The sequence below is a fragment of the Rathayibacter sp. AY1F4 genome, from assembly GCF_002931775.1.
In the GTDB taxonomy this organism is placed as follows: domain Bacteria; phylum Actinomycetota; class Actinomycetes; order Actinomycetales; family Microbacteriaceae; genus Rathayibacter.
Window position 1 is genome coordinate 95,033 of the sequence record NZ_PSVE01000012.1, and the last position, 16,841, is coordinate 111,873.

Genomic DNA, 16,841 nt, shown 5'->3' on the forward strand with positions numbered 1-16,841 from the left:
CGTGGTCGACGACGCCGACTGGTCGCTCCGCCCCGCGACCTCGGAGGACGCGGCAGCGATCGCCGAGCTGCGCGCGGTCGTCATGCGCCCGTCGCTCGAGACGCTCGACCGCTACGACGAGCACCGCGTGCGGCACCGCTTCCTCGACGGCTACCGGCCCGAGCTCACCCGGGTGATCGAGCTCGACGGCGCCTTCGCCGGGAGCATCGCCGCGCGGGTCGAGCCGGACGCGGTCTGGATCGAGCACTTCTACCTGGCGCCGCACGCACAGGGACGCGGAGTCGGCGGCGCCGTCCTGAGTCGGGTGATGGCGGAGGAGGCGCGGCCGGGTCTGCCCTTCCGGCTCGACGTGCTGAAGCGCAGCGACGCCCGCCGCCTCTACGAGCGGCACGGCTTCCGGTTCGAGCGCGCTCTGGAGTGGGACGACATCCTCGTCGCGCCGCCTGTCTCCTGACCCCTGATCGGGGAGGACGACGGGGCGCGGGCCGCCGCTAGCATGAGCGCGATCCCCTCCGCCGGGTCGGCCGCAGGGCGACCTCCTCCTGGAAGCAGGCGCTCCGCCGTGTCCCCGCTCGTTCTGAGGTCCGCCGCCTCCGCGGTCCTCGTCGCCGCCCTGGCGATCACCTCCAGCCCGCTCGCCTCCGCCGCATCGGCGGCCGCGCCGTCGGCCGCCCCCGTCGCCGCATTCGGCGCCGCCTCCGACGCGCCCCGCTCGATCGTGCTCCCCGAGGGGCAGCCGCTCTGGCAGCCCAGCGCCGAGTCCCCCCTGCCCGCCGTGCCGGACGAGGCGCCGAGCGCCGCCCGTGCGAGCGCTGCGGCGTCGATCAGCGGCCGTGTCGTGGTCGAGGAGGCCGACGGCTCGATCGCGACCACCACTCCCCGCGGCGCCCTCCTGAACGTCGAGGTCTGGTCGAGCGAGGCGGGGCTCCTCGGGAACCACTCCGTCGCCGGCGACCTCACCTTCAGCATCGACGGGCTCACCGCCGGGCAGACCTACTACCTGCTGATCAAGGACAACGCCGACCTGTACGCCGACCTCTGGTCGGGCGGCAGCGCCGTCGCCCGCAGCGCCGAGCCGCTCCAGGCCCCGGCGGCCGGCGTGCAGCTGCGCACCGCACGGCTGGGGACGCTCGAGGGACGCCTGAGCGGCGTCGCGGGCGACCAGCGCGTCGACATCTGGTACCGCGACCCGGGAACCGACGGCTACTTCCGCACCGGCGAGCTCGACCTGATCACGGGCGGCGACAACCCGTACTCGTTCCAGCAGGTCGTCCCCGGCGACTACCTCGTCCGGGCGTCGAGCCGCGACGACGTGATCGACGACAGCTACTGGGACCACGTCCTCCGCTCGGGCGACGCGGGCGACGTGCGCGTCCCGGTGGGCGGATCGGCCGCCGGGATCGACCTCTCGCTGAGCAGCGACTACCAGCAGTACACCGGCCGCCTCGCCGGATCGGACCGCTACGCGACCTCGGTGGAGGCGACGGGCTACTTCTCCCCGGGCATCCCGGTGCTCTACGTGGCCAGCGGGGCGAACTGGCCGGATGCGCTGAGCGCCGGCCCGGCCGCCGCCGCTCTCGGAGGCGCGCTCCTGCTCACCGATCCCGACCGCCTGCCTCGGGTCGTCTCCGACGAGATCCGCCGCCTCCGCCCGGAGCGGGTCGTGGTCGTCGGCAGCGAGCTGAGCGTGAGCCCCGGGGTCCTCTCCGCGATCCGCTCGATCGTCGGCGGCACCGAGCGCATCGGCGGGACGGACCGCTACGACACCTCCCGCCGGATCGTCGCAGACGCCTTCGGCACCGGCCCCTACTCGAACATGTTCGTCGCGACCGGCACGAACTTCCCCGACGCCCTGTCGGCCGCACCCATCGCCGGCTGGCGAGCGCAGCCCGTGCTGCTGGTCGACGGTGCGACCTCGGGCGCCGACTCCGCGACCGAGACCGCAGTGCGCGACTTGGCGCCGGAGCACGTGGAGTTCCTCGGCGGTGACCCCTCGATCCGGGACGCGTACGTGGCGGACTTCGCGCGTCGCGGCCTCGCCCCCTCGGTCTCGAGGATCGCCGGCCGCGACCGCTACGAGACCAGCGTCGAGCTGAACAGCGCCTACCCCCAGTCGCTGCTGCAGGACAGCGTCTTCCTCGCCGCGGGGTCCTCCTTCGCCGACGCCCTCTCGGGAGCGACGACGGCGGCGGCGCTGGGCTCGTCCGTGCTGCTGACCGAGCGCGACTGCGTGCACGACTCGACGCTGCGCTTCCTGGCCTCCAACTCGAAGAACTACGCGTTCCTGCTCGGCGGGGAGCCGACGCTCACCGAGGACGTGGCGAACCTCCGCAACTGCGAGTACGACTTCTGACGACGCGTGCTCCCGGGGTCCGGGGCTAGGGTGCGACCATGCCCACGAGCGATGAGACCTGGACCCTGGCCGAGCACGACGTACCGGTGTACCGCAGCGGTGAGGGCGGCCGGGCGCTGATCCTGATCCACGAGGTCTGGGGCGTCGACGGGCACATCCGCTCGGTCGCGGACCGCTACGCGGCCGAGGGCTACAGCGTCGTCGCGCCCGAGCTCCTGGCCGACAGCGGCCTGCTCGAGCAGCTCGACGAGGAGCAGCGCGCCGACTACGACCACCCCGTGCGGCGCCTGCCGCGCCAGGTCGAGCTGCGCACCTTCTTCGCCCCCGTCTTCACTCCGGAGCACGCGACGCGCACCGTCGCGATCCTCCGCGCCCTCGTCGAGCGGCTGCTGCGCCAGGAGGGTGCGACCAGCGTCTCCGTCACCGGGTTCTGCTACGGCGGCACCTTCTCGTGGGCGCTCGCGCTGGCCGAGCCGCGGCTGGCCGCTGCCGTGCCGTTCTACGGGCACGTCACCGCGTCCGCGGAGGACCTCGCCGCGCTGCAGGTGCCGGTGCTGGCGTTCCTGGGCGACCAGGACGCTCCCCTCGTCGAGCAGGTGCCGCGCATCCGCGAGGCGACCGAGGGCAAGGACGTCGAGGTCGTCGTCTACCCGGGAGCAGGCCACGCCTTCTTCAACGACGCGAACGAGCAGACCTACCAGGCCGAGGCGGCGACCGACGCCTGGCCGCGGGCGCTCGCGTTCCTCGGAGCGCACGCGGGCTGAGCGGGCCCCCGACGGACGGCGCCCGGCACAGCGGCGCTGAGCTCGCCGACGGCCTGAGTCAGCGCGGTCGGACCGGCAGCCAGCCCCGCCGGGCCGCGAGCACGCCGGCCTGGAAGCGGCTCTCGGCGCCGAGCAGCTCGAAGAGACCGGCGATGTGCCGACGGCAGGTGCGCACGCTGAGGTCCAGCCGTGCCGCGAGCGCCTCGTCGGTGAGCCCGGCGGCGAGGCCCTGCAGGATCGACCGCTGCACCGCGGAGAGGGAGGGCTCCTCCTCGGCACCTGCCGCGTGCAGGGGCGCTGCGAACTCCCACGCCGCGTCGAACACGCGCGCCACGGTCGCCGCGAGCTCGGGGGAGCGGACGACCAGGGCGGCGCGGTCGTCCTCGTCGCGGGAGCGGGCGACGATCGCGAGGGAGCGGTCGAAGACCACCAGCCGGAAGGGCAGCACCGGGAGGGTCCGGAACCGCGCGCCCAGCGGCTCGAGCTCCGCGACCGAGCGCCGGAGGGCCGTGTTGTCGCGGCGGCGGTCGTGGTACAGCGTCCGCCTCGCGATGCCGCGCCCGAGCAGCTCGCGGTCGACGGCGTCGCTCGCCTCGTGCCGCTCCACGCTGCTGGTGCCGGGAGCGGCGATCAGCACCTCCTCCGAGGCTCCGCGCTGCAGGTCGAGGAGCAGCCGGAGGACGGTCGCCGGGTCCTCGATCACCTCCACCTGCTCCGCGGCGGCGAGGGCGCTGCGGGCGCTCCGGTACGCGGGGACGAGGGCCATCAGCTCGCTGCGGCGGCGGGTGATCCCGGTCTGCAGCTCGAGGAGGCGCCGCTCGTCGTCGGCGATCAGCTCGGCCAGGGCGATGTCCGGTGCGGCCGTGGCGAGCGACTCCGCCCCCGCGTGCAGCGGAGCGAGCAGCCGGAGCCCGATCAGCTCGTCGCGCGCCTCGCGGAGGCCGTCGACGGTGACGCCGAGCTCGTCCGACGCGCTCTCGAGCGACCAGTCTCCGCGCACGGACGCGTGCAGGTACAGCGCGATCGCGTTCTCGCTCAGCACCGGCGGCCCCCCGTTCTCCCGACCCTCCCGAGTGTAGGAGGCGCGCATTCAGCGCCGCCGCGCGAGAACCGCGACGACGGCGAGCTCACCGGCGAGGACCAGCGCCACCGCTCCGAACACGGCCGGGCCGACCAGCGCGGCGAGCGGAGTGAGACCGGCGTTCGCGAGGAGGGGGGCGAGGAGACCGATCACGACGCCGGTGCGGCGGGCGGGGGGCTGCCGGCGGGCGACGGCGACGACGCTCAGCGAGGTCGCGGCGGCGGCCGCGAGCACGAGCACGAGGACAGCCGCGGGGTGCGGCTCCCCGAGCAGGAGCAGCGCGGCCAGCGCGGCCCAGGCGAGGGCGCCTCCGGCGGCGACGGGGCGGAGGTGCGGGGTGGCGGCGGGTGCAGTGGCGGTCATGGTCCGTCCTCTCGTCGTGGTCCTCCGAGCCTCGCGGAGGGCCGTCGGCGGCACCAGATCAGCATCCGGGCACGGCAGCATCCGGACATGCGGCGGACCCCCCGGCCCCGCGCGGGGCGGAGGGTCGGGGGCCCGCCCAACGCACGGGCAGGCTCCGGCCGTGGCAGCATCCGGTCAGCCGGCCTCGCGCAGCCTCCCGCCGGCGAGGTGCAGGCAGCGCTGCGCGCGGCGGGCGACGGCGGAGTCGTGGGTGACGATGACCAGCGTCAGCCCGCGCTCCCGCCACAGCTCCTCGAGCAGCAGCATGATCTCGTCGCGGGTGCCCTCGTCGAGGGCGCCGGTCGGCTCGTCGGCCAGGAGCACGCGCGGATCCTTGACGAGCGCGCGGGCGATCGCGACGCGCTGCTGCTGGCCGCCGGAGAGCTCAGCGGGCAGGTGGTCGACCCGGTCGCCCAGGCCGACCGAGACGAGGGCCGCTCGGGCCCGCTCGGCGCGCTCGCCGGCGCGGATCCTCTGCGGGGCGAGAGCGGTCTCGACGTTCTCGAGCGCGGTGAGCGTCGGGATCAGGTTGAAGCTCTGGAAGACGATCCCCACCTCCGTCGCGCGCACGGACGCCAGGACGCCGTTCCCCGCGGAGGAGAGCTCCCGGTCGTCGAGGAGGACGGTGCCGGAGGTCGGCCGGTCGAGGGCGCCGAGCAGCTGAAGCAGGGTCGATTTGCCCCCGCCGGTCGGCCCCTGGACGGCCACCATCTGGCCGTCGGGGATGGTCAGGGTCACGTCCGCGAGCGCGGTGACCGCGGTTCTCGCGGTGTCGTAGCGCTTGCTGACGTCGGTGAGGGTGTACACAAGTGGTCCTTTCGAGAGGGGGACGGAGCGGTGGCGGATCAGGAGGCGGAGCGCAGCGCCGCGGCGGGGCGCAGGCGGGCGGCCCGCCAGCCGCCGAAGGCCCCGGCGAGGAGTCCGCCGAGCACGGCGAGACCGACGGCGAGCAGGATCACCGGCACGGTGACCGGTAGGGAGAGGACCACGTCGGCGGTGGTCGCAACGGCCCGCTGTGCTCCGGGCCCGCCGAAGCCCCCGGGTCCGGCGGCCTGAGCCGTGGCCGTCGAGCCCGACAGGGTCGGCCCGACGGCGTTGACGATCGCCACTCCGATGAGCCCCAGCAGCATGCCGGCCGCGCCACCGAGGAGACCCTGCACCACGGACTCGCCCGCCACCTGGCGGACGATCGCGCCGTCGCTCCAGCCGATGGCCTTCAGCGTGCCGAACTCGCGGGTGCGGCGGGCGACCCCGGAGACCGTGAAGAGGATCGCGATCAGGAACGCGGCCGCCAGCACCAGCAGCGAGAGCCACGTGCCGAGGTCGGCGACGAGCTCGCCCGCCGTCGAGAGCGAGCCCGAGACGGTGGAGGCGAGGTCGGCCTGGGTGGCGACCGTCGTGTCCGGCAGGGCGGCCTGCAGCGCGGCCTGGATCGCGGAGATGTCGTTTGCCGACGCGGCCTGCACGTACACGGACGAGATCATCCCGGCCTGCCCGGAGAGCGTCTGCGCCACGTCGAGCGGGACGTAGGTGTCGGAGGCGCTGCTCGCCTCGGTCGAGTCCGAGGTGACGATGCCGACCACGGCGAAGTCCGTGCCGCCGATCGCGAGCGTCGATCCGACCGAGAGCCCGGCCGTGGTGGCGTACGCGGAGTCGACGACCACCACGTCCTGCCCGGCGTCCTCGGCCGTGAGCGTGCGGCCGTCGGTGAGCGCGACGTCGGCCAGTGGGCCGATCGCGGAGCCGGAGGGGTCGAGTCCGAGCACCGAGAACGAGTCGACGCCGAACGACGAGCCCCCTGCGCCGTCGGGTCCGCCCGCCGGGGGAGCGCCGGCCCCGTCTTGATCCGTCGGTGCGGCGGCGTCGTCCGTGCCGGTCTGCGTCCGCCCGGGCAGCTCGCCCGAGAAGGTCGTGCTGGTCAGCGCGAGCACGCCGATGGCGGTTCGCACGTCGTCGACGCCGAGTGCGGTCTGCACGGCGGAGGAGTCGAAGGTCGCGGTGCCGCGGTCTGCTTGCAGCAGGGAGCGGCTGACAGAGGTGGTGCCGTCGTCGGTGGTGCCGTCCTCCGAGCCGAAGTCGAAGCGCTGCCCGCCGCCGGAATCGTCGGCGGGTGCGGCGGCGGCCCGGGTGACGGTGATGTCGGTGCCCACTCCATAGACGGATCCGAGGACCGATGCCTGCGCGGTGCGGACGCCGGCGGCGAAGGAGGTGACGAGGATGACGAGGGCGATGGCGAGCGCCAGTCCAGCGGCGACGATCATCGTCTGCCGTCGCCGGTGGGTGAGCTCGCGCCGGAGGTAGATGGCGAACACGGGGTCCTTCCGAGAGGGGCCGGGCACGGGATCGCTCGGCTTCCTCGACCGTAGGGAGACCTCCTCTCCGGACCTTCGCTGTCGGCTATGGGCACCCGATGAGCGCAGCCGCTCCTTCCGGCGCGCTCCTGCTCCCCGGGCGCCCGCTCTTCCCGGGGCGGTGCCCGCGGTCGTAGGCTCGCGCTCATCTGCAACGGGAGGGGCCGACGATGACCGCCACGAGAGAGACGTCCGCCCCGCCCGAGCTCAAGCGGGTGCTCGGCCCCAAGCTGCTGCTGCTGTTCGTGGTCGGCGACATCCTCGGCACCGGGATCTACGCCCTCACCGGGCAGGTCGCGGCCGAGGTGGGCGGGGCCGCGTGGCTCCCCTTCGTGATCGCGTTCGTCGTCGCCACGCTCACCGCCTGCTCGTACCTGGAGCTGGTGACGAAGTACCCGCAGGCGGCGGGCGCCGCGCTCTACGCGCACAAGGCGTTCGGGATCCACTTCGTCACGTTCCTCGTCTGCTTCACCGTGATGGCGAGCGGGATCACCTCGGCCTCCGCCGCCTCGGGCGCCTTCGCGAGCAACTTCGCGATCGGCTTCGGGCTCGGGGACGGCGCGGGGACGCGGCTGAGCATCGCGCTGGTGTTCATGGTCTGCATCGCCCTGGTGAACCTGCGCGGTGTCGCCGAGAGCGTCGGGCTGAACGTGGTGCTCACCCTGATCGAGCTCTCGGGCCTGCTGCTGGTGATCTTCGTGTGCTTCTTCGCGGTGTTCGGCGGGCAGGCCGACTTCTCGCGGGTGGTCGCGTTCGAGGCGCCGGAGGACAAGTCGCTGCTGCTCGCGGTGAGCACCGCGACCTCGCTGGCGTTCTTCGCGATGGTCGGATTCGAGGACTCCGTGAACATGGCGGAGGAGACGAAGGAGCCCAGCCGCATCTTCCCGCGCGTGATGCTCACGGGTCTCGGCATCACCGCCGTGGTCTACGTGCTCGTGTCCACGCTCGCCGTCGCGATCGTCCCCGTGGGGGAGCTGGCCGGCAACGACACTCCGCTCGTCACGGTCGTCGAGGCCGCGGCGCCCGACTTCCCGATCTCGACGCTCCTGCCCTTCATCTCGCTCTTCGCCGTGGCCAACAGCGCGCTGATCAACATGATGATGGCCAGCCGCCTGCTCTACGGGATGAGCCGCCAGGGGGTGCTGCCACCGTTCCTGCAGAACGTGCTGCGCGGACGGCGCACGCCGTGGGCCGCGATCCTCTTCACGACGGTGATCGCCCTGCTCCTCACCGCCTACGTGTCGCGCGACCCCTCCGACCCCATCGCGGTGCTGCTGGGTGGGACCACGTCCCTCCTCCTGCTGGCGGTCTTCGCCGTCGTCAACGTCTCCGTGCTGGTTCTGCGGCGGCAGCCGGTCGAGCACCGTCACTTCCGGACCCCCACCGTGCTGCCGGTGCTGGGCACGATCGCCTGCGTCTACCTGGTGCTGCCGATCACCTCGGGACGCGACACGGCCCAGTACGGGATCGCGGGGGTGCTGCTCGTGATCGGCGTCCTGCTCTGGGCGGCGACCTTCATCGACCGGCGGGTCCGCGGCTATGCGCGCACCGCGGCGATCGCTCCGGAGGAGCTCGACGCCGATCCCGCGGAGGACGCATCGGAAGCGCACAGCGACGGCATCGGCCGGTCATAGCCGATCCATAGGGAACTCCCGATACTGGAGTCATGAGCACCCCGGCCCCCTCGAAGCACCTCGCCCCCGCGCAGCGCACCCGCCTGAAGCGGGCCGACGGGACGCCGATCCGCGTCCTCGTCGTCGACGACGAGAGCACCCTCACCGACCTGCTCCAGATGGCGCTGCGCTACGAGGGCTGGGAGGTGCGCACCGCCGCCGAGGGCCGCGCCGCGATCACGATCACCCGCGAGTTCCGGCCCGACGTGATCGTGCTCGACGTGATGCTCCCCGACATCGACGGCCTCCAGGTCCTGCAGCGGGTCCGCGCGGACGGCAGCGAGACCCCGGTCCTCTTCCTCACCGCGAAGGACGCGCTCGACGACCGGATCGCCGGGCTCACCGCCGGCGGGGACGACTACGTCACCAAGCCCTTCTCCCTCGAGGAGCTGGTCGCCCGGATGCGCGGTCTCATCCGCCGCAGCACCCTGCTCGCCAACGACGCGGACGACCCCGAGGTCGTCGTGGGGGACCTCGTGCTGAACGAGGACAGCCACGAGGTCCGCCGGGGCGGCGACGAGATCGAGCTGACCGCCACCGAGTTCGAGCTGCTGCGCTTCCTGATGCGCAATCCGCGCCGCGTGCTCAGCAAGGCCCAGATCCTCGACCGGGTCTGGTCGTACGACTTCGGCGGCAAGTCGAGCGTGGTCGAGATCTACATCTCGTACCTGCGCAAGAAGATCGACGCCGGCCGATCGCCGATGATCCACACCGTGCGCGGCGCCGGCTACCTCCTGAAGCCCGCCGACCAGTGAGCCGCACCGGCCGCCCGTCGCTCGGCGACTTCGCGACCCGCTCCGCCCTCCGCAGCTCCCGCCGGGGCCGGCGCGCGCCGTGGACTCTGCGGCGGCGGATGGTCGTCGCCGTGGTCGCGCTCGTCGCGGTGACGGCGGGCGTCGTGGGAGCGGTGAGCGTGCTCTCGGCGCGGTCGATCCTCTACGGCAGCACGGACGCGTCGCTCAGCCAATCGGTCACGCGCCTCCAGGACTTCGACGGGCCGAGCCGCTTCGGCGGGTCGAGCGCGATCGAGCAGGCCACGACCTGCCCCAGCGGATCCTTCGGCGGCGGCCCGAGCCAGAACCTCAGCACCATCACCGCCGTCCAGGGCTCGGACGGCTCCTTCATCGGCGCCTACGTCGACGCCGACGGGGTCTGCCGGCAGTTCTCGGACCCGGCCGACTCGGTGCTCGCGGCGGCCGTCGCCGCGGGGGGCGAGGAGGCGACCATCGAGCTGCCCGGGAGCCTCGGGACCTACCGCGTGCGCGCGGCGGCGGTCGAGGGCTCCGTCGTCGTCGTCGGCGTCCCCCTGGGCGAGGTCGCCGAGACGCTCGCCTCCCTCACCTGGGTGGTCGTCGTGGTGGTGCTGCTGGCGATGCTGCTGGTCGCCCTCGTCGCCACCGCGATCATCCGCGTGGCCCTGCGGCCCCTGGAGCGGGTGGAGGCGACGGCGACCCGCGTGGCCGAGCTGCCGCTGGACCGCGGCGCCGTCGAGCTGGTCGAGCGGGTCCCGGAGGAGGACGCCGACACCCGCACCGAGGTCGGCCGCGTCGGCGCCGCCTTCAACCGCATGCTCGACCACGTCACCGGTGCCCTGGAGTCGCGGCAGGCGAGCGAGGACAAGGTGCGGCAGTTCGTCGCCGACGCCTCGCACGAGCTGCGGACCCCCCTCGCGGCGATCCGCGGCTACGCGGAGCTGCCCCGGCGCGGCGGGACCGAGCTGCCGGAGTCGGCGGCCTACTCCCTCGATCGGATCGAGTCCGCCGCCACCCGGATGACCTCGCTGGTCGAGGACCTCCTCCTGCTCGCCCGCCTCGACGAGGGCCGCGACCTCGAGAAGGAGCCCGTCGACCTGACGCTGCTCGTGATCGAGGCGCTCTCGGACGCGCACGCCGCGGGGCCCGACCACGAGTGGGACCTCGAGCTCCCCGAGGAGCCGATCGAGATCCGCGGCGACGGCTTCCGGCTGCACCAGGTGGTCGCCAATCTGCTGCGGAACGCGACCGTGCACACGCCCCCCGGCACCCGGGTCGTGGCGGCGCTCGCCGAGGAGGTGTCGGAGGGGCGGCCGATCGCGGTCGTCACGGTCACCGACTCCGGCCCGGGCATCGCGCCGGAGCTGGTACCGGTGCTGTTCGAGCGCTTCGCCCGCGGCGACTCCTCCCGAGCGCGCACGACCGGATCGACGGGGCTGGGGCTGGCGATCGTGGCGGCGGTCGTCGACGCCCACGGCGGGCGCGTCCTCGTCGCGTCCGAGCCGGGGCGGACGAGCTTCCGCGTCGAGCTGCCGGCGGGCTGAGGGCAGGGACGGCGGTCTCCCGCCGCCCGCCCTAGACCGAGACGCCCAGTCGGCGGCGCGCGTCGTCGAGGGTCCGCACCACGGCGACCACCTCGTCGAGCGGGTGCAGCGGCGACTCGGTGCGCCCCTCCGTCACGTACTGCGCGACGTGCAGCGCCTCCCAGGCGAGGCCCTCGCCGCCCTGGAGCGGCGTCTCGTCGATCCACGACCCGCTCTCGGAGCCGCGGGTGAGCGTCACGCCGCCCGGCGTCCAGAACGACGGGTGCACGTCGATCCGCCCCGCCCGCCCCGCGACGCTCGCCGCGTGGCGGGTGTCGGCCAGCACGGTCGAGGTGGCCACCGACTGCACCCCGTGCGCGTGGCTGCCGACGATCGTCGCGGTCGCGTCGACGCCGGTCGAGCTCATGCTGCCGGCGACGACGGTGCTCTGCGGGGTGCCCGCCACCATCGAGACGAAGGAGGAGGCGTAGACGCCGACGTCCAGCAGGCCGCCCCCCGCGAGCGCCGGGTCGAAGATGCGGCTGGAGGGGTCGAAGTCGAAGGCGGCGCCGAAGTCGGCCGAGACGACGGCGGGAGCGCCGACCGCCCCGTCGGCGAGCAGCTGCCGCACGACGTCCATGTGCGGCAGGTAGCGCATCCACATCGCCTCCATCGCGAAGACTCCGGCGTCGCGCGCGGCGTGCACGATCATCTCGGCCTCGCCCGGGGTCGGCGCGAACGGCTTCTCGACCAGGATGTGCTTGCCCGCGGCGATGGCGAGCAGCGCCTGGCGCGCGTGCTCCGAGTGCGGGGAGGCGATGTAGACCACGTCGACCTCCGGATCCTCGACCACGGCCTCGTAGCCGGCCGAGGCCCGCTCGATCCCGAACCGGCTCGCGAACCGCTCCGCGCGCTCGAGCGAGCGGGAGCCGACCGAGACCACGCGCTGCCGGGTGTGCTTCTGGAGCGCCTCGACGAACGAGCCGGCGATCGAGCCGGGCGCGATCACCCCCCAGCGCAGGACGGGGGAGTCGAGGAGGGAGGGGAGTCGGGGCTCGGGAAGCGTCAGTGCCATGCGTCCACGCTAGGGCCCCTGCCCGGCGGGGGCGAGGGGGTGCGCGGCGGTCCCCTAGGGTGTGACGGCACGCGCAGTCGCGGGCGGAGGAGGACGTCATGCCCGAGTGGTACACCCTGGGCGTCGTCGCCCTCGTGATTGTCGTGGTGGTCGTCGCGATCGTGCGGTTCCGGTTCAACCCGGTGCTGGCGCTGGCCGTGGGAGCCGCCGCGATCGGCCTGCTCACCGGGCTCGGCCCCGTCGACACCGTCTCCACGATGACCACCGGCTTCGGCGAGGTGATGATGGAGGCTGGCCTCCTGATCGGCTGGGGCGTGCTCATCGGCGCGATGCTCAACGAGATGGGCGCCGTCGTCCGGCTCGTCGAGGGCCTGCTGCGCGTCTTCGGCCGCCGCGGGATCCCCTACGCGCTGGGCCTGTCCTTCGCCACGTACCTGCAGACGATCTTCGTCGACGCGCTGATCGTGATCGCGGCCCCGCTCGCGCGCCGGATCGCGCCGCGGCTGGGGCGCGCGGGCACCGGCATCGTCGCCGTGACCTTCGCCGTCGGGCTCGAGACGGGCATCGTGATGATGGTGCCCGGCTTCGCCGCGGTCGCGCTCGCGGGGCTGCTCGGAGTGCCGCTGGGCGTGATGATGCTCGGCGGGTTCGCGGTGGTGGCGCCGACGGTCGTGGTCACGATCCTGCTGATGTCGCTCGCGTTCCGCCTCGGCTTCTGGGACCCGGCGCGCGACGAGCAGCTGGTCGTGCGCGACGACACGACCGGGCTCGCGACGGTGGGGGCGGCGTCGGCCGCGGACGGCGGACGGCTGCCGTCGTTCGGCGCGCGGGGGAGCGGCGGGGCGTCCTCGGGTGGAGCCGGAGCGATGTCGGGCGGGTCGTCCGGCTCGTCCGTCGAGGACGCGGCGGGTCCCGCTGAGGCGCAGGACGCCCACGCCGCCCGCGAGCGCCCGCTCCTGCTCCTCTTCGCGCCCATGCTCCTCGCCCTCCTGCTCATCGCCGCGCAGGCGGTGCTCACCGTCTCCGGGATCGAGCTGCCGGTGCTGCAGTTCCTCGGGAACCCCGTCATCGCGCTCCTCCTCGCCGTGATCGGCACCGGAGTGGTCGGCCGGTCCACCGTGGGAACCGCGCGGATGGAGAAGGCGGTCGCCAAGGGCTTCCAGGACGGCGGGCAGATCTTCCTGCTCACCGGCGTCGGCGGGGCGCTCGCTGCGGTGATCGCGCAGGGCGACCTCGGCGAGATCCTGAAGGGCTACTTCTCGACCTCGGCGACCGCGCCGCTGCTGCTCGTCTGGGTGATGGCGGCCGTGCTGCACATCGCGGTCGGCTCGGTCACCCTCTCAGCGATCACGGCGGCCGGAGTCGTCGCGCCGGTCGCCGCGACACTCGGCCTCGACCCGCTGCTGATCGCACTCGCCGCGGGTTCCGGCGCGCTGTTCTGCATCCACGTCACCTCGAACACCTTCTGGCTGCTGCAGAGCTTCCTCGGCCAGTCGGTCCGTGGCGCCCTCAAGTCCGTGACCGTCGGCGTCTCCCTCGCTTCCGTCCTCGCGCTCGCCGCCACGCTCGTCCTCTCCCTCTTCCTCTGACCGGGCCCTCCCTCCTCCTTCCGCCGGATGCCACTCGGCTACTCGAGTCGCCGGGCCAGGCGTACCGAAGAGGCATCTCGCGGAGGTGACCCGGCCGACACGTGACGGAAACATGGAGCCTCTATCTTCCTGAGAGGGTTCACATCCGATTCGGAGATCCAGACGCCGACGGGGGCCCGATCCGTTCCGTCACGCCTCGACAAGGGAAGAACTCCGCTTGAGATCTCGAACCGCCCTCGCCTCCGGATGCGCCGCGCTCGCGCTCGCCGCCGGCGGCCTCCTGGTCGCCCCGCCGGCGACCGCCACGACGACAGCACCCGCCGACTACACCCGCGTGGACATCGTGCGTCCGCCGTCCGCTCCGATCGCGGTGCCGACCAGCTATCCGCAGCAGACCCCGCTGACCGAGGTGCCCGTCGACCCGACCGACGCCTCGCTCCTGCGCGGAGTCACCCCCTACGACGCCATCGCGCCGCAGCTGAACGCGCTCGCCGCCCGCTCCGACCGGGTCTCGACCCAGGTGGTCGGGAAGTCCGGCCTCGGCCGCGACATCTACCTGGTCACCGTCACCGCCCCCGAGACCGAGGCCGAGACGGCGCAGCAGGCCGAGTGGCGCGACCGGCTCAAGTACGAGCCCGCCGCCGCGGCCGCCGACGCCGAGCTGATGGACGGCTACAAGGTGCCGGTCTGGTTCAACGGCAACATCCACGGCAACGAGTGGGAGGGCAGCGACGCGATCCTCGAGTACATCGAGGGCGTCGCCACCGCCGAGGACGCGGAGACCGAGGCGCTGCTCGAGGGCAACCGCCTCTACTTCACCGTCACCAACAACCCCGACGGCCGCGCCCTCGGCCAGCGCGCCGTCGCCGCGGGCTACGACCCGAACCGCGACATGATCACCGGAGCCACCAGCGAGGCGGCCGTGATCCGCGATCTCTCGAGCGTGCTCCAGCCCACGTACTTCATCGACATCCACGGCTACACCGGGATCCTCCAGGTCGAGCCCTGCGGCCCGCCGCACGGCGAGAACTACGAGTACGACCTCTTCCTCCCGCACGCCTACGCGACCGCGCTCGAGATCGAGCGCCGCGTCGTCGAGGCCGACGTGCCCGGCAACACGTACCTCGCCGAGGACGGCAGCGCCACGACGGACAACACCGGGAAGATCCTCATCCCCTACCGCGACATCCGCGCGGGCTGGGACGACTGGCCCCCCATCTTCGCCCCGCAGTACGTCGCCTTCCAGGGCGCGATCACCAACACGGTGGAGCTTCCGCTCGGCCGCACGGCCAACAGCACTCCGGAGGAGATCGCCCAGGGCCAGGCCAACGCGGACATCGACGTCGAGGTCGCCGGGATCGTCATGGACGCCTCCGTCGACTACATCGAGGCCAACCGCGACGCGCTCCTGAGCAACCAGGTCGCCATCTTCGAGCGCGGCGTCACCGGCGCCCCCGCCGTCGAGATCCCCGCCGACGTCTCCGCGGCCGACCTGCCCGCGGGCGTGCCGACCGAGTGGACCGTGATCTGGGACGAGACCGACGTCTACACGACCGAGTACCCGCGCGCCTACGTCATCCCCGTCGACGGCACGCAGCGCTCCGTCTCGGACGCCGAGACCCTCGTCGCGCAGCTGCTCGCCCACGGCGTCGAGGTGTCGCGGACCACGGCCGCGACGAGCGTCGGAGGAGTCTCCTACCCCGCGGGCACCTACCTGGTCGACATGCACCAGTCGGTCCGCGGCCTCGCCAACGTCCTCCTCGCCGACGGCAGCGACATCTCGAGCCGCGTGCCCGAGATGTACGACGTCTCGGCCTGGAGCCTCTCGCTCCTCTGGGGCGCCGACGTGCAGGCGATCGGCTCCACCACCGACGACCTCCCGGCCGTCGGCCTGGAGCCGGTCACCGCCGTCGCTCCGATCGGCTCCGTCCCGGCAGACGCCGACTACCTCGCCTTCGAGCCGCGCGGCGTCCTGGAGTACCAGGCCGTCAACGCGCTGCTGGCCGACGGTGTCGCCCTCGAGCAGTTCGAGGACGGCACCATCGCCCTGCGTGCCGACGCCGCCGGGCTCGCGGCCGCCGAGGGAGCCGCCGCCGCCTTCGGCGTCGACTTCACGGCGACCACCGCCGACCGCGTGCGCGCCGAGGACGGGAAGGCGCTCGACGCCCTCCGCGTCGCCTACTCCGGCACGAACGAGGACCGCGACGCGCTGGCCAAGCTCGGCTTCGCCGACGCGGTCGCCGTCGACGCGGCCGCGCTCACCGCAGGCACCGCGACCCTCGAGGGCGCCGACGTGCTCTACGTGGGACGCGCTCTCTCCTTCACCCCGGAGCAGGCCGCGGGCCGCACCGTGGTCGAGGAGTTCCTCGCGGCGGGCGGCGACGTCGTCGGCCGCGGTGGCGCTGGAGCGGCCTTCGTGTCCGACTTCGGCCTGGCCGAGCTGACCGCGCAGACCGGCACCAGCGGCTCCAACGGCATCGTCTCGGTCGAGACGCCCGCCGGCGGAGTCCTCGGCGACTATCCGCAGGACACCGCGTTCGTCTCGCCGGCACTGTGGTTCGCCGGTTTCGACGAGTCGGTCGCGGTCGAGCAGAGCTACTCGGAGGACGGCACGTTCGTCGCCGGGCACTGGGTCGACTCCGACGGTCAGTCCCGGAGCGACGCGGCCGGGCAGGCCTCGGCCGTCTCGTTCTCGACGGAGTCGGGCACCGAGGGCTTCCTCTTCGGCACCTCGCCGGTGTTCCGCAACCACCCGGTCGGAGCGTTCAGCGACGTCGCCCGGGCGCTGCTCGCCGTGGCGCCGGAGGGCGCCGCCGTCGAGCTGCCGGGGACTTCGGAGCCCACGCCGACGCCGGAGCCGACCGGCTCGCCGGAGCCGACCGCGACTCCCGAGCCCACGGCGACTCCTGAGCCGACCGGCTCACCGGAGCCGACCGCGACCCCCGAGCCGACGGCGACGCCTGAGCCGACCGTGACGCCCGAGCCGACCGCGAGCCCCGAGCCCACGTCGACCCCGGAGCCCACCGTCGTGCCGACGGCCGGACCGACCGCCACGGCCGCGCCGATCACCGCACCGACCGGCCCCGGCGGTCTCCCCTCCACCGGAGTGGAGACCGGCTCCTGGCTGCTGCTCTCGGGAGGTGCTGTCGCCCTCGGCCTCGGCTCGCTCCTGATCGCCCGCAGTCCGCCGTGGCGGAGCTGGGCCTGCACCGCCTCGCCCGCCACGAGGAGGAGGACGTCCTGCTCGAGGTCCACGCCCGCGACTCCCGCTCGGTCGC

Annotated in this window: 13 protein-coding genes; 8 read left to right on the forward strand and 5 right to left on the reverse strand. The window is 73.6% G+C overall.

Translation table 11 applies throughout. The features are described from left to right. Position 1: 1 nt before the first annotated feature. From C5C59_RS09505 to C5C59_RS09515, 3 genes are all read left to right on the forward strand, one after another. Positions 2-454, forward strand: a complete 453-nt coding sequence (locus tag C5C59_RS09505; RefSeq protein WP_258062687.1) for a GNAT family N-acetyltransferase — start codon at positions 2-4, stop codon at positions 452-454. A gap of 108 nt (positions 455-562) precedes the next feature. After that, entirely contained in the window at positions 563-2,353 is a 1,791-nt protein-coding gene (locus C5C59_RS09510; protein WP_104238278.1) for a cell wall-binding repeat-containing protein, read from the forward strand. A 38-nt stretch (positions 2,354-2,391) separates the two neighbouring features. After that, positions 2,392-3,117 (forward strand): dienelactone hydrolase family protein, encoded by a 726-nt coding sequence (locus C5C59_RS09515; protein WP_104238277.1) that lies wholly within the window; start codon positions 2,392-2,394, stop codon positions 3,115-3,117. A 58-nt stretch (positions 3,118-3,175) separates the two neighbouring features. On the opposite strand, the gene C5C59_RS17565 is transcribed toward C5C59_RS09515, so the two are convergent. The 4 genes from C5C59_RS17565 to C5C59_RS09535 form a co-directional block, all read right to left on the reverse strand. Further along, complete coding sequence (locus C5C59_RS17565; protein WP_104313640.1) at positions 3,176-4,159, reverse strand: helix-turn-helix transcriptional regulator; 984 nt, start codon at positions 4,157-4,159, stop codon at positions 3,176-3,178. Between the two features lie 48 nt (positions 4,160-4,207). Then, complete coding sequence (locus tag C5C59_RS09525) at positions 4,208-4,561, reverse strand: hypothetical protein (protein ID WP_104238275.1); 354 nt, start codon at positions 4,559-4,561, stop codon at positions 4,208-4,210. A 174-nt stretch (positions 4,562-4,735) separates the two neighbouring features. Beyond that, positions 4,736-5,407: an ABC transporter ATP-binding protein gene (locus C5C59_RS09530; RefSeq protein WP_104238274.1), complete on the reverse strand. Its 672-nt coding sequence runs from the start codon at positions 5,405-5,407 to the stop codon at positions 4,736-4,738. Positions 5,408-5,445: 38 nt separating this feature from the next. Next, positions 5,446-6,912, reverse strand: a complete 1,467-nt coding sequence (locus tag C5C59_RS09535) for an FtsX-like permease family protein (RefSeq protein WP_104238273.1) — start codon at positions 6,910-6,912, stop codon at positions 5,446-5,448. A 209-nt stretch (positions 6,913-7,121) separates the two neighbouring features. Here C5C59_RS09535 and C5C59_RS09540 point away from each other — a divergent pair, with 209 nt between their 5' ends. The 3 genes from C5C59_RS09540 to C5C59_RS09550 are packed head-to-tail and all read left to right on the forward strand — an operon-like array spanning position 7,122 to position 10,920. Then, positions 7,122-8,585, forward strand: a complete 1,464-nt coding sequence (locus C5C59_RS09540; RefSeq protein ID WP_104238272.1) for an APC family permease — start codon at positions 7,122-7,124, stop codon at positions 8,583-8,585. A 32-nt stretch (positions 8,586-8,617) separates the two neighbouring features. Continuing rightward, entirely contained in the window at positions 8,618-9,379 is a 762-nt protein-coding gene (locus C5C59_RS09545) for a response regulator transcription factor (protein ID WP_104223650.1), read from the forward strand. Next, positions 9,376-10,920, forward strand: a complete 1,545-nt coding sequence (locus C5C59_RS09550) for a cell wall metabolism sensor histidine kinase WalK (RefSeq protein WP_219812137.1) — start codon at positions 9,376-9,378, stop codon at positions 10,918-10,920. Before C5C59_RS09545 ends, C5C59_RS09550 begins: the two co-directional genes overlap by 4 nt. Before the next feature lie 31 nt (positions 10,921-10,951). Here the strand turns inward: C5C59_RS09550 and C5C59_RS09555 are convergent, their stop codons facing one another. Next, a complete protein-coding gene (locus C5C59_RS09555) occupies positions 10,952-11,974 on the reverse strand; it encodes a Gfo/Idh/MocA family protein (RefSeq protein WP_104238271.1) in 1,023 nt (340 codons plus the stop codon). A 98-nt stretch (positions 11,975-12,072) separates the two neighbouring features. Here C5C59_RS09555 and C5C59_RS09560 point away from each other — a divergent pair, with 98 nt between their 5' ends. Further along, positions 12,073-13,563, forward strand: coding sequence for a GntP family permease (locus C5C59_RS09560; RefSeq protein ID WP_104238270.1), 1,491 nt, complete (start codon positions 12,073-12,075; stop codon positions 13,561-13,563). A gap of 217 nt (positions 13,564-13,780) precedes the next feature. Then, on the forward strand, positions 13,781-16,841 hold a 3,061-nt coding region (locus C5C59_RS09565; protein ID WP_104251265.1), incomplete at its 3' end, for a M14 family zinc carboxypeptidase.